The organism is Limnohabitans sp. 15K, assembly GCF_002778285.1.
In the GTDB taxonomy this organism is placed as follows: domain Bacteria; phylum Pseudomonadota; class Gammaproteobacteria; order Burkholderiales; family Burkholderiaceae_C; genus Limnohabitans_A.
Window position 1 is genome coordinate 225,541 of the sequence record NZ_NESM01000001.1, and the last position, 22,982, is coordinate 248,522.

Consider the following 22,982-nt stretch of genomic DNA (forward strand, 5'->3'; position numbering starts at 1 on the left):
TTGCGCTCCCAATTCAAATCCAGAAAACCAGCATCATCGCCAAAGGCAAGGCCGGTAGCAAGGCATCCGCCCGATCCAACACGCCGCCATGCCCAGGCAACAAGCCTGAGCTGTCTTTCATGCCGGCACTTCGCTTGACCAAAGACTCCACCAAGTCACCCACCACACTCATGGCCGACATGAACAGCAAAGCAGGCAAGGCGACCCACCAACCTTTGGCGAACAGCAACGAGTAAAAACTCACCTCAGGCAAGGCCCAACGGCGGTCAACCTCGACCCAGACAAGCGCCACCAGCACAACGCCGAGCATGCCACCCATCACACCTTCCCAGCTTTTACCAGGACTGATGCTGCCCGCTAGTTTGGTTTTGATCCAACGACCACCCACGGCCTTGCCAGTAAAATAGGCAAACACATCGGCCGCCCACACCAGCACCAGAACGGACAGCAGAAAATTGACGCCCCGTTGATGGGCCTGGGCCATGGCCAGCCACGCCAATGCCAGCAGCAACAGGCCCCCCACCCAACGCAGCATGCGCGGCCAAAGCACCCAGCCCGATACCCCCCGCTGAATCATCCAGCCACCCAGAAGTACCCAGAAAGCACCGGCCATCAACCACACCAAGGGCGGCGTACTTTGAACCCAACCCAGTTGCTCGGCCAAAACGCAAGCCAACAAACACAGCAAGGCTCCGCCCCAAGCCATCCCAGCAGGTAAGCCATTCAAGCGCCCCCATTCCCAAGCGCCTGCGGCAATAAAAACCACCGTCAAACCCATAAAAGGCCAAGGATTCGTGGCAAACAAAGCCGGTAACAACAGGGCCAGCAAGATCAGCGCGGTGATCACTCTTTGCTTGAGCATGGTTTCTCCAGAAAAAAAGGCCGCCAAGGGCGGCCTGTCAGGCCGTGGGTCGCCACGGCATGGGATTCAAGCTCAAACCGCCATGATCTCTTGTTCTTTGGCAGTCACCAATTGGTCGATCTCTGTCATGCGTTTGTCGGTCAATTTTTGGATATCGGCTTCAGCACGCTTTTGGTCGTCCTCGGAAGCCTCTTTGTCCTTCACCAGCTTTTTCACCGATTCGTTGGCATCGCGGCGCAAATTGCGGATCGCGATCTTGGCGTTCTCGCCTTCGGTCCGGGCCAACTTGGTCATTTCCTTGCGGCGCTCTTCACTCATGGCGGGCATCGGAACACGGATCAACTCACCCAGAGAAGCAGGGTTCAGGCCCAACTCGCTTTCGCGAATGGCTTTTTCAATCTTGGCGGCCATGCTTTTTTCCCAAGGCTGGACGCTGATCGTGCGCGAGTCCATCAAAGACACGTTGGCCACCTGTGACAAGGGGACCAGCGAGCCGTAGTAATCAACATGAATGGTGTCAAGCAAAGCCGGGTTGGCCCGCCCTGTGCGAATGCGCGTCAGGTTGTTTTTGAAAGCCGCAATGGATTGCTCCATCTTGGTTTCGCTGGTTTTCTTGATGTCTGGAATGGTCATGGGGTTCTCCTCGTCAGAACAGTCTCAAGCATGGACCAAGGTGCCTTCGTCTTCACCCAAGACCACACGCTTCAATGCGCCGTTCTTGATGATCGAAAACACCTTGATCGGCAATTTTTGGTCGCGGCACAAGGCAAAAGCTGTGGCGTCCATGATGCCCAAGTTGCGTGAAATGGCTTCGTCGAAGCTGATTTCACTGTAACGGGTGGCATGGGGATCTTTTTTAGGGTCAGCCGAATAAACGCCATCTACTTTGGTGGCTTTGAGCACCATTTCAGCCCCAATTTCGGCGCCGCGCAAAGCCGCAGCGGTATCAGTGGTGAAAAACGGATTGCCAGTGCCCGCCGCAAAAACCACGACTTTGCCCTCTTCCAGGTATTGCAAAGCTTTGGGGCGAACGTAAGGCTCCACCACTTGGTCAATGCCAATGGCCGACATCACACGGGCCGTCAAACCCGCTTTGTCCAAGGCATCAGCCAAGGCCAAGGAGTTCATGACCGTGGCCAACATGCCCATGTAATCGGCCGTCGCACGGTCCATGCCCACCGAGCCGCCTGCCACACCCCTGAAGATGTTGCCGCCACCAATGACCACGGCCACTTGCACACCCAGCCGGTTGATCTCCGCGATCTCTTCGGCCATGCGCACGATGGTGGCGCGGTTGATGCCAAAAGCATCGTCCCCCATCAAGGCCTCGCCGGACAGCTTGAGCAAAATACGCTTAAAGGCTGGCTTGGCAGAGGACATGGTGGGCTCCTTGGTGGTCAATGTAAAAGGTGGAATAGCAACTCAACAGGGCAATGGACTCAGGCTGCGCCTTGAGCGGCAGCCACTTGAGCGGCCACTTCAGCAGCGAAGTCGTCGACTTTCTTCTCAATGCCTTCGCCCACCACATACAGAGTGAAAGCACTCACCGTTGTGCCAGTGGCCTTGAGCATTTGTTCGACCGTTTGCTTGTCGTTTTTGACGAAAGTCTGATTGAACAACGACACTTCTTTGAGGTACTTTTGGACAGAGCCTTCGACCATTTTGGTGACGATATCGGCAGGCTTGCCGGACTCAGCAGCCTTGGCAGCAGCCACCGAACGCTCTTTTTCGATCAACTCAGCAGGCACTTCGGCGCTGGTCAATGACACAGGCTTCATGGCGGCGACGTGCATGGCGACATCTTTGGCAGCAGTTTCGTCGCCTTCAAATTCGACCAAGACACCAATGCGGGTGCCGTGCAAGTAGCTGGCAATTTTGGCACCACCCGCTGAGCGCTTGAAGCGGCGAAAGCTCATGTTCTCACCGATTTTGCCGATCAGACCTTTGCGCACTTCTTCCAGAGTGGGGCCGAAACTGTCCTGGCTGTAAGGCAACTCGCCCAAGGCAGCCAGGTCAGCAGGGTTGTGCTCAGCAACCAGCTTGGCCGCCGCATTGGCCAAAGCCAGGAAGCTGTCGTTCTTGGTCACAAAGTCGGTTTCGCAGTTCACTTCAATCATGGCACCGGTTGTGCCATTGACGAAACTGGTCACGACGCCTTCGGCGGTCACGCGCGAAGCGGCCTTGCCAGCCTTGGTGCCCAGCTTGACACGCAGCAGCTCTTCAGCTTTGACCATGTCGCCTTCGGCTTCGGTCAGGGCTTTTTTGCACTCCATCATGGGGGCATCGGTTTTTGCGCGCAGTTCAGCAACCATGCTTGCGGTAATTACAGCCATTTGATTTCTCCGTATTCAGTCTTAAAGTCAAATTAAAAAAAAGGGGCCACAAAGCCCCTTTCATCGAGTCTTGGGAACTCAGGCAGAAGCGTTGGCTTCTTCGACGAAATCGTCAGCACCTTCGGTCACAGCCTTGACCACGTCGTTGACCGCATTGGCACGGCCTTCGATGATGGCGTCTGCAATGCCACGGGCGTACAAAGCCACGGCCTTGGCCGAGTCGTCGTTACCTGGGATGATGTAGTCAATGCCTTCTGGCGAATGGTTAGAGTCCACCACACCGATCAATGGGATGCCCAATTTTTTGGCTTCAGAAATCGCGATTTTGTGGTAACCGACGTCGATCACGAAAATCGCGTCAGGCAAAGCAGCCATATCCTGGATGCCACCGATGTCTTTTTCGAGCTTTTCCATCTCGCGCTTGAACATCAGTTGTTCTTTTTTGCTCAGGCTCTCAAGGCCGACTTCTTGCTGAGCCTTCATGTCCTTCAGACGCTTGATCGAGGTCTTGACGGTTTTGAAGTTGGTCAACATGCCGCCCAACCAGCGTTGGTCGACAAAAGGCACGCCAGCGCGCTGGGCTTCTGACGCCACCATTTCGCGGGCTTGACGCTTGGTGCCGACCATCAAGATGGTGCCGCGGTTGGCGGACAACTGCTTGGCGAACTTGATCGCGTCCTGGAACATCGGCAGCGATTTTTCCAGGTTGATGATGTGAATTTTGTTGCGGTGACCGAAGATGAAGGGGGCCATCTTGGGGTTCCAGAAGCGGGTTTGGTGACCGAAGTGGACACCGGCTTCCAGCATTTCGCGCATGGTAACGGACATAGTAAATACTCCAAAGGTTGGGTCTAAAACCTGTCCACTCATTCGAATTGTTTAAAAAAAACAAAACAAACACCTTGATGGGACAGGTTTGCGAATGTGCTTTATTGACTTGAAACACATCTTTTGTAGTTGACACCCAAAAGACATGGATCGCGCTGGACAAAGCCTTAGGATTGTAGCACCCAGACACCCCTTTTTCGAGGCACCACCCGATGAAATCAGACCTGATCGCCACCCGCGAAGCCCTATTGAATGGCCGCCAACAAGCTTTGGAAGTGGCAGAGGCCTGCCTGGAGATTGCACACAGCCCAGCTTGCCAGCATGTTTTCAGGCAAATTACGGCCGAGAGCCTGAGAACCACCGCGACCCAGCCCCATGCACCGACACAAGCTCTGGCGGGCTTGGCTGTCTCGGTCAAAGACTTGTTTGATGTGCAGGGCCAAAACACGGCAGCAGGCTCCACCTTTCTGCAAAACCAGCCAGCGGCAAGTCAAGACGCCCCGGCCATCGCGCGTTTGCGTGCCGCAGGCGCAGGCTTCATTGGCCGCACCCACATGGTCGAGTTTGCCTTTTCAGGGGTGGGCATCAACCCACACCATGGCACACCTGCCGCATGGGACGCTTTGACGGACAAGCCCGCCGGAGCACCTCAAGCCCCCCATGCCCCAGGGGGTTCCAGCTCAGGCGCTGGTGTTTCGGTGGCCACCGGCGCGGCCTTCATCGGGCTGGGCTCTGACACGGGCGGCTCCATCCGCATTCCAGCTGCTCTGAACGGCATCGTGGGTTTCAAAAACACCGCTCGCCGTGTCCCCACCCAAGGTGCACTGCCCTTGTCCACCACGCTGGACACAGTTTGCGCCATGACCCGCTCGGTCAGAGATGCGATATTGGCCCATGAAGTGTTGTCGGCCCGAAAGGTGCCCACATCCACAAGACCTCTGTCCACCTACCGTATCGCCGTGGCACAAAGCCTGATGCAAGACGGCATGGACAGCGGCGTCACCCGGGCTTTTGAGCGCAGTTTGCAAAATTTGCGTGCCGCAGGGGCCCAGATTGAAGAAATTCCATTGACCGAACTGCTGGAACTCGGCCCCATGATGGCCACTGGCGGCTTCAGCCCTGCCGAAAGCTACGCCTGGCACCGCGAACTGCTGGCTCAGCATGCCCATGAATACGACCCTCGCGTAGCGCTGCGCATTCAGCGGGGTGCCCAAATGTCTGCACACGAGTACATCCAATTGGTACAAAACCGTGCGGACTGGATTCGCCGCATGACACAACGATTGCAGCGCTTTGACGCGGTGTTGTCGCCCACCACGCCCATCACCTCCCCCCTCATCAGCACTGTGGCCCCGGGTGCCGATCGCGATGCCGAATTCTTCAGGGTGAATGCCTTGTTGCTGCGCAACGCCAGCGCCATCAACACGCTGGACGGTTGCGCGATTTCGCTGCCCTGCCACGCACCGGGCGAACTGCCCGTGGGCATGATGGCTTGGCACGCCGCCATGCACGACGACACCATTTTGCAGCTGGCCCTGCACCTCGAGCCTGTGCTGCAAGCCTCATGATTCACCTGCAAAGCTTGAATGCTGACTGTGCATGGCCTTTGTATGGCCGAGACAGCATTCGGGCTCTGGAAGTTTTGTTGCAAGCGCGAAGCGCCAGCCCGCTGATGCAGCAAGCGGGATTGGCCACAGCCCAGCTGGCCATGGCCGTGGCACCGCATGCACAGCACATCTGGATCGCAACAGGTCCAGGCAACAACGGGGGTGACGGACTCGAAGCGGCCTTTCATCTGCACCAATGGGGTAAATCAGTGCAGGTGAGCATGACGGTGCCAGCCGAGGCATTGCCCTCGGACGCCCGAGCCGCTTGGCAACGGGCACACGCCGCCGGAGTTCCCATTGCTGATGGACTGCCCAGCGACGGACTGAAAAACTTGGGACAACAAGACCTGGTCATTGACGCACTTTTGGGCATGGGTGCCACTCGGCGACTGCAGGGCGACATGCTCACTTGGGTACAAGCCATCAACCAATCACAAGCAGCCGTGTTGGCCGTTGATGTGCCCACAGGACTGGACGCAGATTCGGGACAGTTCTTGGGGCAAAGCCAAGACATTGAATGCGTCAGAGCCGACCACACGCTCACCTTCATCGCCGCCAAACCCGGTCTTTTCATGGGGCATGGGCGCGACATGTGCGGGCAAATTTGGCTGGCCGACTTGGGCTTCACGCATAGCACGGGTGGGTCAGAGCCTGCCGTATGGCTCAACCCAAGAACAAGGCACCAAGAGAAAAGTCATGCCAGCCACAAAGGCAGCCACGGCGATGTGGCCGTGATCGGCGGCGAAGCGGATCTTCACGGCATGGGCATGACCGGTGCCGCAGTGCTGGCGGCCACTGCGGCCTTGCATGCGGGCGCTGGCCGCGTCATTTTGAGCCTGCTTTCAGGCCAAGCCACCCTCAGCGCAACACCCGACCTGATGCAGCGAAGTTGGCAAAGTCTGGACTTGGAGCGGCTGCATGTGGTGTGCGGTTGTGGCGGTGGGGCGTCTGTCAAAACAATCTTGCCTGAGGTTCTGAGTCGATCCATGCAATTGGTGCTGGACGCCGATGGCCTCAATGCGTTGTCGCAAGACCCAGCCCTTCAATCATTGCTGCGCCAACGCACTCAAGATCACCCCACGGTGATCTCCCCACACCCCTTGGAAGCCGCTCGTTTGCTGAACACCAGCACCACCCAAGTTCAAAGCGACCGCCTGAAAGCGGCACAAGATCTGGTGGAGTTGTACCAATGCACCGTGGTTTTGAAAGGCTCGGGCACAGTGATCGCAGCACCCGGACAAACACCGCGCATCAATCCCACAGGCAATGGTCGATTGGCCACGGGCGGCACGGGTGATGTGCTGGCCGGTTTGATCGCTGCCCGCATGGCACAGTGTTTGGCCCCTTTTGAGGCCGCTTGCACGGCCGTGGCGCAGCATGGCCAAGTGGCCAACGACTGGCCAAACGGCCAGGCCCTCACCGCCAGCCGCTTGGCACAGCGGCTGGTCTGAGGCCGATCAGCGGCGCGGCTTGGTCGTGCGCGTGCCTTTTTTCTTGGTCGCCGCTTTTTTCACAGAAGCTTTGAGCGCCTGAATCGGAGAACGGTTGCGTTCAGCATCAGCTTGCCTGCGATCGGTCGACGCTTGCTTTTTGCCTCGCCCACCTTCGCCGGGTACCACAACGCCCTTGTCGCGCATGGCGCGGGGCACCAAGTCGTCACCGTCATTCACCAGACGGAAATCGATCTTGCGACCGTCCAAATCCACCCGACTGACCTGCACCTGGACACGGCTGCCAATGGCATAACGGATGCCTGTCCGCTCGCCGCGCAACTCTTGGCGCAACTCGTCAAAGCGGTAGTACTCGCCACCCAACTCGGTGATGTGCACCAAACCCTCGACATACAGAGCGTCCAGCGTGACAAAGATACCGAAACTGGTGGCCGCCGACACCACGCCGCTGTACTCCTCACCCAAATGCTCGCGCATGTATTTGCACTTGAGCCAGGCTTCCACATCGCGGCTGGCCTCGTCGGCGCGACGCTCGTTGGCGCTGCAGTGCAGACCCGCAGCCTCCCAAGCGCGTTGGTCGGCAGCCGACATGCGCACCCGTGGCGCGGACGACTCGGGCGCATCACCCTTGGCCGCACGACTTTTCTCCAGCCGTTTGCTCAGCTTGGCATGCGCCTCGCCGGGCACTGGCAGGCTGGGCAGCGTGTATTTGCGGTCCAGCAAAATCGCCTTGATGACCCGGTGCACCAGCAAATCCGGGTAACGCCGGATCGGGCTGGTGAAGTGGGTGTAAGCCTCGTAGGCCAGACCAAAATGTCCGCTGTTGACCGGAGTGTAAATGGCCTGCTGCATCGAGCGCAGCAGCATGGTGTGGATCTGCTGCGCATCCGGGCGGTCCTTGGTCGCTTGCGCGATCTTCTGGAACTCGCTGGTGTGCGGGTCGTCGCTGATGCTCAAGCCCAAACCAAGCGCCTTGAGGTAATTGCGCAGGATGTCTTTTTTCTCGGCCGTCGGGCCTTCGTGCACGCGAAACAAGCCAGGGTGCTTGCCCTGCTGGATGAAATCGGCGCTGCAAACGTTCGCTGCCAGCATGGCTTCTTCGATCAGGCGGTGCGCTTCGTTGCGCACGCGGGGCACGATTTTCTCAATACGGCCGCTCTCGTCGCACACGATCTGTGTTTCAGTGGTCTCGAAGTCAACAGCACCGCGCACCTCACGCGAAGCCAGCAGCGCTTTGTAAACGTCTTGCAGGTTCATCAGGTCAGTGACGCGCTCCTTGCGCTTGGCCGCTTCTGGCCCGCGCGTGTTGCCCAAAATGGCGGCCACTTCGGTGTAAGTGAATCGCGCATGGCTGTGCATCACCGCCGGGTAAAACTGGTAAGCGTGCACGTCGCCCTTGGCGTTGACCAGCATGTCACACACCATGCACAAGCGGTCCACATCCGGGTTCAAGGAGCACAGGCCATTCGACAATTTTTCGGGCAGCATGGGGATCACGCGGCGCGGAAAATAAACGCTGGTGGCGCGGTCATAAGCGTCGATGTCAATCGCGCTGCCTGTTTGCACATAGTGGCTGACATCGGCAATCGCGACCAACAAACGCCAGCCTTTGCCGCGGCCCACTTTGGCCGGTTCGCAATACACCGCATCGTCAAAGTCGCGGGCATCTTCGCCGTCGATCGTGACTAAAGGCACATCGCGCAAATCGACCCGGTCTTTGCGGTCCTTGGCCAACACTTTGTCAGGCAATCCTTTGGCTTGGTCAACGCACAGGGCAGAAAATTCGTGCGGCACGCTGTATTTGCGCACGGCAATTTCAATCTCCATGCCTGGGTCGTCGATCTCACCCAGCACTTCCTTCACGCGGCCCACAGGCTGGCCAAACAATGCAGGCGGCTCGGTCAACTCCACGACCACTACTTGGCCTGGCTTGGCAGCGCCCGTGGCCCCTTTGGGAATCATCACGTCTTGGCCGTAACGCTTGTCTTCGGGCGCCACCAACCACAAACCGCCTTCGTGCAGCAATCGGCCGATGATGGGATGCTCGGGGCGTTCAAGGATTTCAACAATGCGGCCTTCCGGTCGCCCTTTGCGGTCCTGACGCACGATGCGAACCTTCACACGGTCCTTGTGCAAAACGGCACGCATTTCATTGGGGGACAGGTAAATGTCAGAGTCGCCGCTGTCACGGACCAAGAAGCCATGACCATCGCGGTGTCCTTGGACACTGCCTTCGATTTCTTCCAGCAAGCCGCTGGGTGGCGCTACTTTTTTGATATACAATCCTTTTATTCCTGAGGCGCCCAGATGGCGGAATTGGTAGACGCACTAGTTTCAGGTACTAGCGAGTAACATCGTGGAGGTTCGAGTCCTCTTCTGGGCACCAATCTTATCGAACACGGTAAGTAAAAAAACACTCAAAGCCGTTGATTTCTGATCAACGGCTTTTTTGTTGACTGAAAACATCTTGAAGGACTGCTGCGCTTGCCCAGAGGTGCGCGGCAGTTCAAGCGCTGGTGTCAAACGGGGACCCCGACCAAATCGTGGCCTTCCACGCTGACAATGCGGGCTCGGGTGAATTCACCCACTTTCAAAGTCTTGCTCAGCTTCTCGGGCGGCAACAAACGCACCACGCCATCGATCTCTGGCGCATCGCCGAAGCTTCTGCCTTCGCCACCACGACGGCCCATGGCCGGCGCACTGTCTACCAACACTTGCATGGTGGAACCCACGCGCTGGTGCAATCGGGCAATCGAAACCTCTTCGGCCACCGCCATGAAACGGGCACGGCGCTCTTCGCGCAGTGCTTCGGGCAACATGCCTGGCAGTTCATTGGCCGTGGCCCCTTTCACGGGGCTGTAAGCAAAGCAGCCTGCCCGATCAATCTGCGCTTCACGCAAAAAGCCCAACAAGTGCTCAAATTCTTCTTCGGTCTCGCCCGGGAAGCCGGCAATGAAAGTGCTGCGAATCACCAACTCTGGACACAGTTCGCGCCAACGCTGGATGCGCTCCAGGTTTTTCTCGCCACTGGCCGGGCGCTTCATGCGTTTGAGCACATCGGGGTGGCTGTGCTGGAACGGCACATCCAAATAGGGCAAGACCAAACCCTGGGCCATCAAGGGGATGATGTCGTCCACACTGGGATAGGGATAAACATAGTGCAAACGCACCCAAGCATCGTGCGCGCGGGCCATCTCGCCCAAGGTCTGAACCAACTCGAGCATGCGGGTTTTGACAGGCTTGCCGTCCCAAAACCCGGTACGGTATTTCACATCCACCCCATACGCAGAGGTGTCTTGGCTGATAACCAGCAACTCTTTCACACCCCCTTCAAAAAGGGACTTGGCTTCCTTCAGCACATCGCCAATCGGGCGCGAGACCAAGTCACCGCGCATAGAAGGGATGATGCAAAACGTGCAGCGGTGGTTGCAGCCTTCGCTGATTTTCAAATAAGCATAGTGGCGCGGCGTGAGCTTGAGGCCCGCCTCGCCAAAACCGCCTGGCACCAGATCCAGAAACGGGTCGTGTGGTTTGGGCAAATGGGTGTGCACCGCGTCCATCACCTCTTGTGTGGCGTGCGGCCCGGTCACGGCCAGCACACTGGGGTGCATTTCAAGCACCATGTTGCCGCCGCCCTCACTCGTTTTGGCTCCCAAACAACCGGTCACGATGACCTTGCCGTTTTCACTCAGGGCCTCGGCAATGGTGTCCAGGCTCTCTTTGATGGCTTCGTCAATGAACCCACAGGTGTTGACGATGACCAAGTCAGCGCCTTCAAAGGTTTTGGAGGTTTGGTAACCCTCGGCGCTCAATTGCGTCAGGATCAGTTCGGAATCGGTCAGGGCTTTGGGGCAACCCAGGCTGACAAAACCCACTTTGGGGGTCGGAAGGGGTGCAGTTGCGGTCATTTCACTCATGCCCCCATTGTCCCCGCAAAAACGACCGTCTTGTGACAAAACGGCCTATTTCACCCCTCATGACTTCAAACCCATCGCGCCCAAGAACTGATCGGCATTTTTCTGAATCTGTTTTTGCACCTGATCTTGCATCTGCACCATCACGTTTTGAGAGGGATCGGCCAGTCCCGAAAACATGTTGTGCATCAGCGGCGTCTGCCACTTCATGAACTGCGTCCAAACCTCGGGGCTGAGGGCCGGGCTGGATTCGCCCAATTTGTTTTGCCAGTCCATGAAGGACTGAACATGGTTTTCCAAATAAGAACCCATGTGAACTTGCATGGCATGGCCATAAAAACGGATGATGTTGGACAAAACCGCTTCGCTGAACATGGGCACGCCCGCAGACTCTTCCTCCAAAATGATCTGCAACAAGATGGAACGTGTCAGGTCTTCGCCGGTTTTGGCATCAAGCACCACCAAGGGCGCTGAGGCCATCACGAGTTTTTTGAGCTCTGCCAAGGTCACGTAACTGGAGGTCTCGGTGTCGTACAGCCGGCGGTTCGGGTATTTTTTGATGGTGCGAGCCACCAAGGATGGCGACTCGGGTGGGCTGGCCGTCTTCCCAGACCGGATTGTCTTGGTGGCTTGGGTCGATTGAATTGGAGATTTGGCCGGCAAAGAAAACTCCTGGTGAGAAGCAGCCTATGAAAAATCTGCTGCAATGCACCATTCTAGGCACACACTTTGTGGCTTGTCGCCTTGGTTTACCCTGAGCTTTACATGAGTCAAGCCAGCACCTGACGCACTGGACTGCGCGCATTTTTGTTGCGAGGCCAGCCGATAAACGCTCTTTACCTGCGAAAATAGACAGCTATGTTCACCGGAATCATCACCGGCGTGGGGCGAATCGTCGCCATCCACGACCTGGGTCGCTCTTTACACCACGGCAAGCGCCTCACCATCGAGGCCCCCGCCGGGTACCTTGACGATGTGGGCCTGGGCGACAGCATCGCCTTGAACGGCGCTTGCATGACCGTCACCACCTTCAGCCCAGAGAGCCGTCAATTCACCATCGACATCTCGGCCGAATCGCTCGACAAAACCAGCGGTTTGGACCAAGAAGGCACCGTCAACCTCGAAAAAGCGCTGCGAGCCCATGACCGTCTGGGCGGGCACATCGTGTCCGGCCATGTCGATGGCGTTGGCCACATCAGCCATTTCGAACAAATTGGCGAAAGCTGGGAACTGCGCGTCCTGGCGCCCCACACCTTGGCCAAATACCTCGCCTATAAAGGCTCGATCACCGTCAACGGGGTCAGTCTTACCGTTAACCGCGTGGCCGATCTGGCCGATGGGTGTGAGATCAGCATCAACCTGATCCCCCACACCGTGGACAACACCGCCCTTGGCAGCCTCCAAGCGGGCAGCCGGGTCAACCTCGAAATCGACACCGTGGCCCGCTATGTAGAGCGCATGCTCAGCGCAGGCCTGACTCAGAAAGACCCTGCATGAACGCCCCCGCGCAACTGACCCCCGTGGCGATTTCGCCCGTCGAAGAGATCGTGGCCGAGATGAAAGCCGGTCGCATCGTGATCCTGGTCGACGAAGAAGACCGTGAAAACGAAGGCGATCTGGTCTTGGCTTCTGACCATGTCACACCCGAAGCCATCAACTTCATGGCCCGCTTTGGCCGGGGCCTGATTTGCCTGACGCTCACCCGTGAGCGATGCGAGTTTTTGAAGCTGCCCCCCATGGCCGCTCGCAACGGCACCTTCTACAGCACCGCCTTTACGGTGTCGATCGAAGCCGCCGAAGGCGTGACCACCGGCATCTCGGCCGCTGACCGCGCCAAGACCGTGCAAGTGGCCGTGGCCAAAAACGCGGTGCCCACCGACTTGGTACAGCCGGGTCACATCTTCCCGCTGCAAGCAGTGGACGGTGGCGTGCTCATGCGTGCAGGCCACACCGAAGCCGGTTGCGATTTGGCCGCCATGGCCGGTTGCTCACCCTCGTCCGTGATTTGCGAGATCATGAAAGACGACGGCACCATGGCCCGCCTACCGGACCTGCAAATCTTTGCGGCCGAGCACGGCCTGAAAATCGGCACGATTGCCGACCTCATCCAGTACCGCAGCCGCAACGAGTCGCTGGTCGAGCGCATCGGCAGCCGCACGCTGCAAACCGCCCACGGCGAATTCACAGCCCACGCCTTCCGCGACCAACCCAGCCAAACTGTGCACCTGGCTCTGGTCAAAGGCCAATGGTCGGCCGACTCTGAAGTTGCAGTTCGCGTGCACGAACCGCTGTCGGTGCTCGACGCCCTCGAAGTCAACCGCGCCATGCACTCCTGGAGCCTGGACGCGAGCCTGAAATACATCAACGCCCAAGGCAGCGGTGTGGCGGTGCTGCTCAATTGCGGCGAATCGGCAGACCAATTGCTGGCCCAGTTTGAAGGCCGTGCCCGCTCGGCCCAAGCGCCCGAACGCGGCAAGATGGACCTGCGCACTTACGGTGTGGGCGCTCAGATCCTGCGCGAGTGCGGCGTGCACAAAATGCGCCTCATGGGCAACCCGCGCCGCATGCCCAGCATGACCGGCTACGGCCTCGAAATCACCGCTTACATCCCCAAGGAATAAACATGCAAGACGCCAACAAAGGCCAAGCCGAAGAACTCGACGGCCAATTTCTGCACATCGGCATCGTGCAGGCGCGTTTCAACGAAGACATCACCAATGCACTGGCAAAGGCCTGCATTGCTGAACTTGAAGCATTGGGCGTGACCAGCATCGACCACGTCATGGTGCCGGGTGCCTTGGAAGTGCCTGTCGCTTTGCAAGCCATGGCCGAGCGGGCCGAGTACGACGCACTGATTGCGCTGGGCTGCATCATCCGTGGTGAAACCTACCACTTTGAATTGGTGGCCAACGAGTCCGGCGCGGGTGTCAGCCGCGTGTCCCTTGACTACAACTTGCCCATTGCCAACGCGATTTTGACCACCGAGAACCTCGACCAAGCCATCGCCCGCCAAACCGAAAAAGGCCGTGACGCTGCCCGCGTCGCGGTTGAAATGGCTTGCATCATGGACGACTTGGCCGCCGACATGGCCGAGTTGGCCGATGAATTCGACGAAGAAGACAAAGCCTGATGAACGATTCGACCAGCACGCCCGACACCGCCAACGAAGGCACGCCACCTGGTGCAGCCGGCACACGCAAGTCCTCAGCCAAGCCTGCCCGCAGCCGCTCGCGTGAATTTGCATTACAAGCCTTGTACCAATTCATCGTGGGCCGCAACGAGGCGTCCGACATCGACGTCTTCACCCGCGACCTGTCGGGCTTTCACAAAGCCGATTCGGCCCATTACGACGCCTTGCTTTACGGCTGCATCGAACAAGCCCAAAGTCTGGACGCTCTGATCGCGCCCAAACTCGACCGTCAATTTGCAGAGATCTCGCCCATCGAACACGCCATCATGTGGATCGGTGTTTACGAAATGAAACACTGCCTGGACGTGCCGTGGCGCGTGGTGCTCAACGAATGCATTGAGCTGGCCAAAGACTTTGGCGGCACCGACGGCCACAAGTATGTGAACGCGGTTCTGGGGGGATTGGCCCCCGAATTGCGCAGCGCAGAAGTGCAGGCCGACCGCCAATCTGGCCGCATCAAATAAGCCACACCACCATGCGCATCTCTGAGCGAGCCGAGCGGATCGAGCCCTTTTGGGTCATGGAAGTGGCCAAAGCTGCCTCCCAAAAAGCCCGTGAGGTGGCCCACACCGATCGGCCCGTGGTGTTTTTGAACATTGGCGAGCCCGACTTCACCGCCCCACCCCGCGTACAACAAGCCGCGCAGGCCACCATTGCTTCTGGGCAAACCCAATACACCCCCGCTTTAGGTTTGGACGCTTTGCGCCAAGCCATCAGCGACTGGTACGCGCAGCGCTTTAACGTGCAGGTACCGGCCAGCCGGATTGTGGTCACGGCGGGTGCATCGGCGGCGCTACAACTGGTGTGTCTGGCGCTGATTGACCAGGGCGATGAAATCCTGATGCCCGACCCGAGCTACCCCTGCAACCGCCACTTTGTGAGCGCGGCCGAAGGCACGGCCGTGTTGGTGCCCACCACCGCACAAGAACGCTTTCAGTTGAGTGCTGCCACAGTGGCTGCCGCCTGGGGCCCTCAAACCCGTGGCGTTTTGCTGGCCTCGCCCTCCAACCCCACGGGCACCTCGATCGATCCGGCCGAGCTGGCCCGCATCGTCGAAGTGGTGCGCAGCCATGGCGGCATCACCCTCATCGACGAGATCTATTTGGGCCTGAGCCACGACGACACTTTTGGCCAAAGCGCCCTGGCACTGGGCGACGACGTCATCAGCATCAACAGCTTCAGCAAGTACTTCAACATGACCGGCTGGCGTTTGGGCTGGCTGGTGGTGCCCGAAACGCTCACGCCCGTGCTGGAGCGCTTGGCGCAAAACCTGTTCATCTGTGCCAGCACGGTGGCGCAACAAGCGGCTCTGGCCTGCTTTGAACCTGAGAGCATCGCCGAATACGAGCGCCGCCGCGCCGAGTTCAAAGCCCGGCGCGATTACTTCATTCCAGCACTCAATGAGCTGGGCCTGACGGTACCCGTCGCCCCCGATGGCGCTTTTTACGCTTGGGCCGACTGCACCGCCGCCTGCCAAAAGCTGGGCCTCAAAGACAGCTGGGACTTTGCTTTTGCCGCGCTGGAGCACGCCCATGTGGCCATCACGCCCGGGCGCGACTTTGGCACCGACCAAACCGCCCGCTTTGTGCGCTTTTCCACCGCCAATTCCATGGCCGAACTGCAGACCGCGATTGCGCGCCTGAAAGCCTGGTTGAACCCATGACCGACAGTACCGCCGCTTTTGCGCACCCCATCCGTATCTATTGGGAAGACACCGACGCGGGCGGCATCGTGTTTTATGCCAACTACCTCAAGTTTTTTGAGCGCGCCCGCACCGAATGGCTGCGCGCCCTGGGCTTTGGTCAACAGGTGTTGCGCGACCAATCGGGCGGCATGTTTGTGGTGTCTGAAACCGCTGTCAAATACCATTCGCCAGCCCGTCTGGACGACACCTTGGTCGTCACCGCCGAATTGCAAAACGGCGGCAAAGCCAGCTTGACCATTGCCCAGCGCGCTTATTTGCGTGCCCAAGGCCAACCCGACCGACTGCTGGCCGAAGGCACCATCCGCCTGGGCTGGGTCGACAGCACCACCTTGAAACCTGGCCGCATTCCGGCCCCCGTTCTGGAAGCCCTGAAATGAACCAAGACATGTCCATCGTCTCGCTGCTCTTGCACGCCAGTTTTGTCGTGCAATTGGTGGTCTTGCTGCTGCTGGCGATTTCGGTGTCCAGCTGGGCCGCCATCGTGCGCAAGCTCGGGGCCATCAAACGCATCAAGAACCTCAACGAAGAGTTTGAGCGCGTATTTTGGTCGGGCACCAGCTTGAACGAGCTGTTCAATTCGGCCAGCCAAAACGCCAAACTGTCCGGCCCGATGGAACGCATTTTTGCCAGTGGCATGCGCGAATACCAAAAACTGCGTGAGCGCCAGATCAGCGACGCAGGCACCTTGCTTGACGGCGCACGCCGCGCCATGCGGGCCAGCTTCCAGCGTGAAATGGATGTGGCCGAATCGCAATTGGCTTTCCTCGCCTCGGTCGGATCCATCTCCCCTTATGTCGGTTTGTTTGGCACCGTGTGGGGCATCATGCACGCCTTCACCGGGCTTGCCAGCTTGCAACAAGTGACCTTGGCCACCGTGGCCCCGGGCATCGCCGAAGCCCTGATTGCCACCGCCATTGGCTTGTTTGCCGCCATCCCTGCCGTGCTGGCCTACAACCGCTTCTCTCACGACGTGGACCGTATTGCCATCAAGCTGGAAACCTTCATCGAAGAGTTCTCCAACATCCTGCAGCGCAGCCTGGGCGGAGCCAACAGCTCGGCCTCGGGCCACTGAAAGGAACGTCATGCCCGGTGTTTCATCTCGGGGCCGTGGTCGCCGCACCATCGCCGAAATCAACATGGTGCCCTTCATCGACGTGATGTTGGTGCTGCTGATCATCTTCATGGTGACCGCGCCCATGATCACGCCCAGCGTGGTCGACCTGCCCAGCGTGGGCAAAGCCGCCAAGCAACCCGACAAAGTCATCCAGATCGTGATCCAAAAAGACGAGCGCCTGGAACTGGTGAGTGATGGCAAAACCGACAGCGCCACCCTCGCCAGCGTAGCTACCAGCGTCAAAGGCCTGGTGGGTGACGGTGACAACACCGCCGTGGTGATCAGCGCCGACCGGACCGTGAAATACGAAACCGTGGTCAAGGTCATGGACAGCCTGCAGCGTGCGGGCATCGCGCGTGTGGGTTTGTCGGTCCAGCTGGCCCCTTGAGGATTCGGGTTTGAACACCAAGCCAGCACAGCACCTCGAATTTGCACCGCCCCCTCAGCCGGGTGCGGGCAGATCTTGGTTGGCCGCAGGCCTGGTGCACGGGCTGCTTTTCCTCGCGTTGGGCCTGGCCACTGCTTGGAAAACCCAACCCCAAACCGTTCAAGCAGAAGCCGAGCTGTGGTCGGCCACAGCACAAGCCGCAGCGCCGCGCCTGCAAGAGCCCCCAGCCGAGGCGGAACCAGAACCGACGCCGCAACCAGAGCCCAAGCACATCGTCAAACCCAGCCCACCGCCTCCGCCTGCACCCGACCCGCAAATTGAGCGCCGTGACGCTCAGATCGCGCTCGAAAAGAAAAAGCAGCAAGAAAAGAAAAAAGAGGCTGAGAAAGCTGAAAAGTTGAAGGCCGAAAAAGAAAAAACCGCCAAGGAAAAAGCGGACAAGGAAAAGGCTGAACTCAAGCGCAAGGAACGTGAAAAAGAGCGCGAGAAAGAAGACAAAGCCAAAGAAAAAGAAAAATCGGCCAAAGAGAAAAAAGCGCAAGAAGAGAAAGAACGCGACAAGAAAAAAGCCGCAGAAAAAGCCAGCGCTGAGAAAGCCGATGCTGCCAGAGCTGACGCGATGCGCAATGAAAACCTCAAGCGCATGCAAGGCATGGCAGGCGCTTCGGGCGGTGAAAACGCAACGGGCACCGCACTCAAATCATCAGGTCCCTCGGCCAGTTATGCGGGCCGCTTGGTGGGTCGCATCAAACCCAACATCACCTACCCCGGCGACGTGGTGGGCAACCCACGCGCAGAAGTGGAAGTCAAAGTCAGCCCGGACGGCACCATTCTCAGCCGCCGCATCGTGCAAACCAGCGGCAACAAAGCCTGGGACGACGCCGTGCTGCGCGCCATCGACAAAACGGAAGTTTTCCCCAAAGACAGCGACGGGCGTGTGCCGCCGGTGATCGTGTTGGGGTTCAGGCCGTTGGATTGAAACCAGAGTGCGCGGACTTACAAGTCCACCACCACATTGCCTATCGTCTGCCCTGCCTCGACGGTTTGATGGGCCAAGGCGATCTGATCGAGGGCAAAACGGGCACCGATGCTGTGCTGCAATTGCTTTTGCGACAGCATGCCTGACAAGCGGGCCACAGCACTCAGGCGGTCGGCCGGGGTCAGGTCGTAGACCAGAAAGAACTTCACGCCCATCGACTGGAACAACCAAGGGCGAAACGGCAAGTTGACCTCCAGCGCATTCGAGCCATAGCAGACCACTTGGCCGTGCGGGGCCAAAGCGCCTTCGGCAGCCCAGCGGGCGGTGGTCGAGAAATCCATGTCAATGATGACGTCGGCACCCCGCCCTTGCGTGAGTGCTTTAACGCGTTCGGGGACAGATTCTGTCTTGTAAAAAATCGCTTCCTCCATACCCGCAGATTTCGCGTGCACGGCTTTGGCTTCAGAACCTACCGTGCCGATCACTCGGCCACCGGCCAAACACACCATCTGGGTGATGTAATGGCCAACAGCCGATGAGGCGCCGCTCACCAAAACGGTTTGCCCACGCAAATCACCCGTCAAGCGCTCCGCCAGAATGACCGACTGCACAGCGGTCAGGCCCGGAATACCCATACAGGCACCAGCCGCAAAATCGGTGCCATCGGGCATAGCCACCGCTTGTGCATCGGGCAAGGCGATGTATTGGGCACAGGTGCCCATGGCGCGTTGCCACTGGCCATTCCAAATCCACACGCGCTGGCCCACTCGGGCAGCCGAAACGCCAGCTCCCACCGCTTCGATGACACCCGCACCATCGCTGTGCGGCACCACCAGTGGATCTGTCAGCGGCCGAGCGCGGCGGGATTTGACATCCGATGGGTTCACACCCGAGGTCATCAAACGCACCAGCACCTCCCCCACTTGGGGTGTGGGGGTGGGCAGCTCGCCCACCTGCATCACGTCCGAGGCTTCGCCGTTGTGGCTGTACCAAGCTGCTTTCATGGAGTGCTCCTGAGTGGCCTTTGAATGGGCGTTGAATGAGTTTTGAAGGGGTGTGAGGAGAAGTTCAGTCGTACACAATCCGCGCCTGGCCCTGATCGGCTTGCGCCATCCAGCTGGCCAGTGCCGCGTCGGTAGGGAAAAATTTGGCGGCCTCACCCAGCGCCAGCTCGGCGCGGGCGCTTAGGTCTTCGCTGCGGCGCTCCAGCACCAAACGAACCGGCAAACCGCGGACCAAGTCGCCTTGCTCGGTCTGCTCGCGTTGCGCAGGAAACTCGCGCACCAAGCGGGCAATGTCGGGCGCACGACCATTCACCGCCACGCGCAGGTATTTGCCATAACGGCAACGGGCAGCGCCCAAGTCCATGATCTGCTCCATTTTCAGTCGGAAACCGCCCGAGAAGCGATCGGCCTGCATCTTGGCGGTGACGATGATCAGCTCGTCGTCTTTCAGCAAATGCTTGGCCGAGTTGATCAGCGCCTCGTCGGCGGTGGCTTCCATCACACCGGTTTTGTCATCCAGCTTGAAGATAGCCACTTTGCCGCGCTGGCCGTTGATGATGCGCAAATCGGTCACGATGCCCGCCAGCACCATGGACTCTCGGCTGTCGATCAGCTCGTCGATCTTGCGGCGGGCAAACTGGCGCACTTCGCGCTCGACCGCGTCAAACAAATGGCCGGACAAGAAGAAGCCCACGGCTGTTTTTTCAAGCAACAGTCGTTCCTTGATGCCCCAGGGCATGACCTCGACCAGGTCAGGCTCTTGCGTGCTCGAGCCGTGCGAGTCGTCGCCCAGCATGTCAAACAAGCCGCCTTGGTTGGCATTGGCCGTGGTGGCGTTCGAGAACTCAAACGCCCGGTCGATGCTGGCCGACAAAGCGGCACGGTTCATGTGCAGCGAGTCAAAGGCTCCGGCCTTGATGAGCGCGTCCACCGTACGCTTGTTGATTTTGGTGCGGTCCACGCGCACTGCAAAATCAAACAAGCTCTTGAAAGGACCACCCTCGGTACGAGCCGCCACGATGGCGTCGATGGCCTGCTGACCTGTGCCTTTGATGGCACCCAGACCGTAGCGGATGATCTTGTCGGTCACCGGCTCAAAGCGGTGCGTGCCGCGGTTCACGTCCGGCGGGTCAAAGCGGATGCCAAACTTGAGCGCGTCTTCGTGCAAGACCTTGAGCTTGTCGGTGTCGTCCATCTCCACCGTCATGTTGGCGCAGAAGAACTCGGCGGTGTAATGCACCTTGAGCCAGCCCGTGTGGTAAGCCAGCAGCGAGTAAGCGGCAGCGTGCGACTTGTTGAAGCCGTAGCCTGCAAATTTTTCCATCAGGTCAAAGACTTCGTCGGCTTTGTCCTGCGGAATGTTGTGCGTGGCCAATGCGCCTGCGCGGAATTTCTCGCGGTGCTCGGCCATTTCTTCGGCCTTCTTCTTGCCCATGGCGCGGCGCAGCAAGTCGGCGCCACCAAGCGAGTAGCCACCCAGAATCTGGGCCGTCTGCATCACCTGCTCTTGGTAGACCATGATGCCGTAGGTCTCAGACAGCATCTGCGCCACTGCAGGGTGCGGGTACTCCACCTCTTCGCGCCCGTGCTTGCGCGCCACAAAGCTGGGAATCAGGTCCATGGGCCCCGGACGGTAGAGCGCGTTCAGCGCGATCAGGTCTTCCAAGCGGCTGGGGCGCGCGTCGCGCAGCATGCCCTGCATACCGCGGCTTTCAAACTGGAACACGGCCTCGGTCTTGCCGTCTGAAAACAATTTGTAGGTCTGTGCGTCGTCCAGCGCAATGTTTTCAAAAGCAAAGTTTTCCTGGCCCTTGTGACGCTTGATGATGAACTCGCGGGCGATTTCCAGAATGGTCAGTGTGGCCAAACCCAAGAAGTCGAACTTCACCAAGCCTGCGGCCTCGACGTCGTCTTTGTCATACTGGCTCACCGCCGATTCGCTGCCGGGCTGCTGGTACAGCGGGCAAAAGTCGGTCAGCTTGCCTGGTGCAATCAACACGCCCCCGGCGTGCATGCCCACGTTGCGGGTCATGCCTTCAAGCTTTTGCGCCAGTTCGATCAAAGTCTTCACATCCTCTTCACGCTCGATGCGCTCGGCCAAGATCGGCTCCATGGCAATCGCGTAATTGTTCTTGTCGCCCTCCTTGGGCGTGGCGGGTGGGTACTGCAGCGTGACCGACATGCCCGGCTTGTTGGGGATGAGCTTGCTGATGCCGTCACAAAAGGTGTAGCTCATGTCCAGCACACGGCCCACGTCACGAATCGCCGCACGCGCAGCCATGGTGCCAAAGGTCACGATCTGGCTGACGGCCTCGCGCCCGTATTTATCCTTCACATAGTCGATCACCCGGTCGCGGTTGCCCTGGCAAAAGTCAATGTCGAAGTCGGGCATGGACACCCGCTCGGGGTTCAAAAACCGCTCGAACAGCAAGTTGTATTGCAGCGGATCGAGGTCGGTGATCTTGAGCGCATAAGCCACCAAAGAGCCTGCGCCCGAACCCCGGCCCGGGCCGACCGGGCAACCATTGGCCTTGGCCCACTGGATGAAGTCACCCACAATCAAGAAGTAACCCGGAAAACCCATCTTCAAGATGGTGTTCAGCTCAAACTCCAAGCGCTCGACATAACGCGCACGCTCTTCGTTCCGTTTGGCTTCGACCGGGTACAGGTGCACCAAACGGGCTTCGAGGCCCTCAAAGGAGACGTGGCGGAAATAGTCTTCCACCGACATGACCAGACCGTTCACGGGTGGAATCGGGAAGTCTGGCAGTTGAGGTTTGCCCAACACCAAGGTGAGGTTGCAGCGTTTGGCAATTTCGAGCGTGTTGGCGATGGCGCTGGGCACATCGGCAAACAGGGCGCACATTTGTGCAGCGGACTTGAAATACTGCTCGCGTGTGAAGCGGCGCACACGGCGCTGGTTGGCCAGGATTTCGCCCTCCGAAATGCACACCCGCGCTTCGTGGGCTTCGTAATCGTCAGGGCCGTGAAACTGCACCGGGTGCGTGGCCACCACCGGCAAACCCAAGCGTGCGGCCAGCGCCACAGCACCCGCCACTTGTGGCTCGTCTTCCGGGCGGCCTGCGCGTTGCAGCTCCAAATAAAAACGGTGCGGAAAGATCGAGCCCAACTGCAGCGCCACATCGGCCGCTTTGTCGGTGTCACCTTGCACAAGCGCTTGGCCCACCGGCCCGGCTTGCGCACCCGACAACAAAATCAGGCCTTCAGACAACTCTTGCAGCCAAGCCAGCTTGACCACGGCCACGCCTTTGAGCACGTTTTGGGTCCAAGCTCGGGCCAACAACTCGCAAAGATGCAGGTAACCCCGGTGGTTTTGAACCAACAGCACCACGCGGCTGATGGCGCCCGCATCGCCGCCCAAACCTTCAAGGTTGATCTCGGCACCGATGATCGGCTTGACGCCTTTGCCCCGGCCTTCTTTGTAAAATTTGACGGTCCCGAACAGGTTGTTCAGGTCGGTGATGGCCAGCGCAGGCTGGGCGTCTTTGGCCGCGATCTTGACCACATCGTCGATGCGACAAGTGGAGTCAACAACAGAGAATTCGGAGTGAAGGCGCAGGTGAACAAACATAACCTGCCATTGTAG

General features: G+C 58.9%; 21 protein-coding genes and 1 tRNA gene. 12 read left to right on the forward strand and 10 right to left on the reverse strand.

Annotation, left to right across the window (positions count from 1 at the left end):
- Window positions 1–13 precede the first annotated feature (13 nt).
- The 5 genes from B9Z40_RS01040 to rpsB all read right to left on the reverse strand — a co-directional run bounded on the left by B9Z40_RS01040 (window position 14) and on the right by rpsB (window position 4,023).
- Window positions 14–862 carry a phosphatidate cytidylyltransferase gene (locus B9Z40_RS01040; RefSeq protein WP_100171478.1) on the reverse strand — a complete coding sequence of 283 codons (849 nt, stop codon included), beginning with the start codon at window positions 860–862 and terminating at the stop codon, window positions 14–16.
- A gap of 72 nt (window positions 863–934) precedes the next feature.
- A complete protein-coding gene (frr, locus tag B9Z40_RS01045; protein ID WP_100171479.1) occupies window positions 935–1,495 on the reverse strand; it encodes a ribosome recycling factor in 561 nt (186 codons plus the stop codon).
- 24 nt (window positions 1,496–1,519) lie between these two features.
- The gene (gene pyrH / locus B9Z40_RS01050) at window positions 1,520–2,242 is read right to left on the reverse strand and encodes a UMP kinase (protein WP_100172844.1); all 723 of its coding nucleotides are present in this window, start codon (window positions 2,240–2,242) and stop codon (window positions 1,520–1,522) included.
- 59 nt (window positions 2,243–2,301) lie between these two features.
- Entirely contained in the window at window positions 2,302–3,195 is an 894-nt protein-coding gene (gene tsf, locus B9Z40_RS01055; RefSeq protein WP_100171480.1) for a translation elongation factor Ts, read from the reverse strand.
- A 78-nt stretch (window positions 3,196–3,273) separates the two neighbouring features.
- A complete protein-coding gene (rpsB, locus tag B9Z40_RS01060; protein WP_100171481.1) occupies window positions 3,274–4,023 on the reverse strand; it encodes a 30S ribosomal protein S2 in 750 nt (249 codons plus the stop codon).
- 212 nt (window positions 4,024–4,235) lie between these two features.
- Here rpsB and B9Z40_RS01065 point away from each other — a divergent pair, with 212 nt between their 5' ends.
- Complete coding sequence (locus B9Z40_RS01065; RefSeq protein ID WP_100171482.1) at window positions 4,236–5,591, forward strand: amidase; 1,356 nt, start codon at window positions 4,236–4,238, stop codon at window positions 5,589–5,591.
- Window positions 5,588–7,081, forward strand: coding sequence for an NAD(P)H-hydrate dehydratase (locus B9Z40_RS01070; RefSeq protein WP_100171483.1), 1,494 nt, complete (start codon window positions 5,588–5,590; stop codon window positions 7,079–7,081). Before B9Z40_RS01065 ends, B9Z40_RS01070 begins: the two co-directional genes overlap by 4 nt.
- A gap of 6 nt (window positions 7,082–7,087) precedes the next feature.
- Here B9Z40_RS01070 and rnr read toward each other — a convergent pair whose 3' ends face one another.
- The gene (rnr, locus tag B9Z40_RS01075; protein ID WP_100171484.1) at window positions 7,088–9,364 is read right to left on the reverse strand and encodes a ribonuclease R; all 2,277 of its coding nucleotides are present in this window, start codon (window positions 9,362–9,364) and stop codon (window positions 7,088–7,090) included.
- Between the two features lie 18 nt (window positions 9,365–9,382).
- Here rnr and B9Z40_RS01080 point away from each other — a divergent pair.
- Window positions 9,383–9,467 (forward strand) — tRNA-Leu (locus B9Z40_RS01080).
- Between the two features lie 133 nt (window positions 9,468–9,600).
- Here B9Z40_RS01080 and rimO read toward each other — a convergent pair.
- Window positions 9,601–10,998: a 30S ribosomal protein S12 methylthiotransferase RimO gene (gene rimO, locus B9Z40_RS01085; protein ID WP_100171485.1), complete on the reverse strand. Its 1,398-nt coding sequence runs from the start codon at window positions 10,996–10,998 to the stop codon at window positions 9,601–9,603.
- Between the two features lie 57 nt (window positions 10,999–11,055).
- Window positions 11,056–11,613 carry a polyhydroxyalkanoate synthesis repressor PhaR gene (gene phaR / locus B9Z40_RS01090; RefSeq protein WP_199172511.1) on the reverse strand — a complete coding sequence of 186 codons (558 nt, stop codon included), beginning with the start codon at window positions 11,611–11,613 and terminating at the stop codon, window positions 11,056–11,058.
- A 240-nt stretch (window positions 11,614–11,853) separates the two neighbouring features.
- Here phaR and B9Z40_RS01095 point away from each other — a divergent pair, with 240 nt between their 5' ends.
- The 9 genes from B9Z40_RS01095 to tolA are packed head-to-tail and all read left to right on the forward strand — an operon-like array spanning window position 11,854 to window position 18,371.
- Window positions 11,854–12,492 (forward strand): riboflavin synthase, encoded by a 639-nt coding sequence (locus B9Z40_RS01095; RefSeq protein ID WP_100171486.1) that lies wholly within the window; start codon window positions 11,854–11,856, stop codon window positions 12,490–12,492.
- Complete coding sequence (ribBA, locus tag B9Z40_RS01100) at window positions 12,489–13,616, forward strand: bifunctional 3,4-dihydroxy-2-butanone-4-phosphate synthase/GTP cyclohydrolase II (protein WP_100171487.1); 1,128 nt, start codon at window positions 12,489–12,491, stop codon at window positions 13,614–13,616. Before B9Z40_RS01095 ends, ribBA begins: the two co-directional genes overlap by 4 nt.
- 2 nt (window positions 13,617–13,618) lie before the next feature.
- On the forward strand, window positions 13,619–14,125 hold the full coding sequence (ribH, locus tag B9Z40_RS01105) for a 6,7-dimethyl-8-ribityllumazine synthase (protein WP_100171488.1): 507 nt from the start codon (window positions 13,619–13,621) through the stop codon (window positions 14,123–14,125).
- Window positions 14,125–14,649 (forward strand): transcription antitermination factor NusB, encoded by a 525-nt coding sequence (gene nusB / locus B9Z40_RS01110; RefSeq protein ID WP_100171489.1) that lies wholly within the window; start codon window positions 14,125–14,127, stop codon window positions 14,647–14,649. The genes ribH and nusB overlap by 1 nt, the downstream gene beginning before the upstream one ends.
- A gap of 11 nt (window positions 14,650–14,660) precedes the next feature.
- Window positions 14,661–15,848: a pyridoxal phosphate-dependent aminotransferase gene (locus B9Z40_RS01115; RefSeq protein WP_100171490.1), complete on the forward strand. Its 1,188-nt coding sequence runs from the start codon at window positions 14,661–14,663 to the stop codon at window positions 15,846–15,848.
- Window positions 15,845–16,267 carry a YbgC/FadM family acyl-CoA thioesterase gene (locus B9Z40_RS01120; RefSeq protein WP_100171491.1) on the forward strand — a complete coding sequence of 141 codons (423 nt, stop codon included), beginning with the start codon at window positions 15,845–15,847 and terminating at the stop codon, window positions 16,265–16,267. The genes B9Z40_RS01115 and B9Z40_RS01120 overlap by 4 nt, the downstream gene beginning before the upstream one ends.
- Window positions 16,264–16,962 carry a protein TolQ gene (gene tolQ, locus B9Z40_RS01125; protein ID WP_100171492.1) on the forward strand — a complete coding sequence of 233 codons (699 nt, stop codon included), beginning with the start codon at window positions 16,264–16,266 and terminating at the stop codon, window positions 16,960–16,962. The genes B9Z40_RS01120 and tolQ overlap by 4 nt, the downstream gene beginning before the upstream one ends.
- 10 nt (window positions 16,963–16,972) lie before the next feature.
- Complete coding sequence (locus B9Z40_RS01130) at window positions 16,973–17,392, forward strand: biopolymer transporter ExbD (protein ID WP_100171493.1); 420 nt, start codon at window positions 16,973–16,975, stop codon at window positions 17,390–17,392.
- Window positions 17,393–17,402: 10 nt separating this feature from the next.
- Window positions 17,403–18,371 carry a cell envelope integrity protein TolA gene (gene tolA / locus B9Z40_RS01135; RefSeq protein ID WP_100171494.1) on the forward strand — a complete coding sequence of 323 codons (969 nt, stop codon included), beginning with the start codon at window positions 17,403–17,405 and terminating at the stop codon, window positions 18,369–18,371.
- 17 nt (window positions 18,372–18,388) lie between these two features.
- Here tolA and B9Z40_RS01140 read toward each other — a convergent pair whose 3' ends face one another.
- On the reverse strand, window positions 18,389–19,375 hold the full coding sequence (locus tag B9Z40_RS01140) for an NADPH:quinone reductase (RefSeq protein ID WP_100171495.1): 987 nt from the start codon (window positions 19,373–19,375) through the stop codon (window positions 18,389–18,391).
- Between the two features lie 64 nt (window positions 19,376–19,439).
- Window positions 19,440–22,967, reverse strand: a complete 3,528-nt coding sequence (gene dnaE / locus B9Z40_RS01145) for a DNA polymerase III subunit alpha (RefSeq protein ID WP_100171496.1) — start codon at window positions 22,965–22,967, stop codon at window positions 19,440–19,442.
- Window positions 22,968–22,982: the final 15 nt, after the last annotated feature.

Coding starts and splice junctions, on each gene's coding strand:
- pyrH (WP_100172844.1), bottom strand. CDS start 2,242: ATGTCCTCTGCCAAGCCAGCCTTTAAGCGTATTTTGCTCAAGCTGTCC.
- frr (WP_100171479.1), bottom strand. CDS start 1,495: ATGACCATTCCAGACATCAAGAAAACCAGCGAAACCAAGATGGAGCAA.
- B9Z40_RS01140 (WP_100171495.1), bottom strand. CDS start 19,375: ATGAAAGCAGCTTGGTACAGCCACAACGGCGAAGCCTCGGACGTGATG.
- tolQ (WP_100171492.1), top strand. CDS start 16,264: ATGAACCAAGACATGTCCATCGTCTCGCTGCTCTTGCACGCCAGTTTT.
- nusB (WP_100171489.1), top strand. CDS start 14,125: ATGAACGATTCGACCAGCACGCCCGACACCGCCAACGAAGGCACGCCA.
- B9Z40_RS01095 (WP_100171486.1), top strand. CDS start 11,854: ATGTTCACCGGAATCATCACCGGCGTGGGGCGAATCGTCGCCATCCAC.
- dnaE (WP_100171496.1), bottom strand. CDS start 22,967: ATGTTTGTTCACCTGCGCCTTCACTCCGAATTCTCTGTTGTTGACTCC.
- B9Z40_RS01070 (WP_100171483.1), top strand. CDS start 5,588: ATGATTCACCTGCAAAGCTTGAATGCTGACTGTGCATGGCCTTTGTAT.
- B9Z40_RS01130 (WP_100171493.1), top strand. CDS start 16,973: ATGCCCGGTGTTTCATCTCGGGGCCGTGGTCGCCGCACCATCGCCGAA.
- ribH (WP_100171488.1), top strand. CDS start 13,619: ATGCAAGACGCCAACAAAGGCCAAGCCGAAGAACTCGACGGCCAATTT.
- B9Z40_RS01120 (WP_100171491.1), top strand. CDS start 15,845: ATGACCGACAGTACCGCCGCTTTTGCGCACCCCATCCGTATCTATTGG.
- ribBA (WP_100171487.1), top strand. CDS start 12,489: ATGAACGCCCCCGCGCAACTGACCCCCGTGGCGATTTCGCCCGTCGAA.
- B9Z40_RS01115 (WP_100171490.1), top strand. CDS start 14,661: ATGCGCATCTCTGAGCGAGCCGAGCGGATCGAGCCCTTTTGGGTCATG.
- tsf (WP_100171480.1), bottom strand. CDS start 3,195: ATGGCTGTAATTACCGCAAGCATGGTTGCTGAACTGCGCGCAAAAACC.
- B9Z40_RS01040 (WP_100171478.1), bottom strand. CDS start 862: ATGCTCAAGCAAAGAGTGATCACCGCGCTGATCTTGCTGGCCCTGTTG.
- rpsB (WP_100171481.1), bottom strand. CDS start 4,023: ATGTCCGTTACCATGCGCGAAATGCTGGAAGCCGGTGTCCACTTCGGT.
- B9Z40_RS01065 (WP_100171482.1), top strand. CDS start 4,236: ATGAAATCAGACCTGATCGCCACCCGCGAAGCCCTATTGAATGGCCGC.
- rimO (WP_100171485.1), bottom strand. CDS start 10,998: ATGAGTGAAATGACCGCAACTGCACCCCTTCCGACCCCCAAAGTGGGT.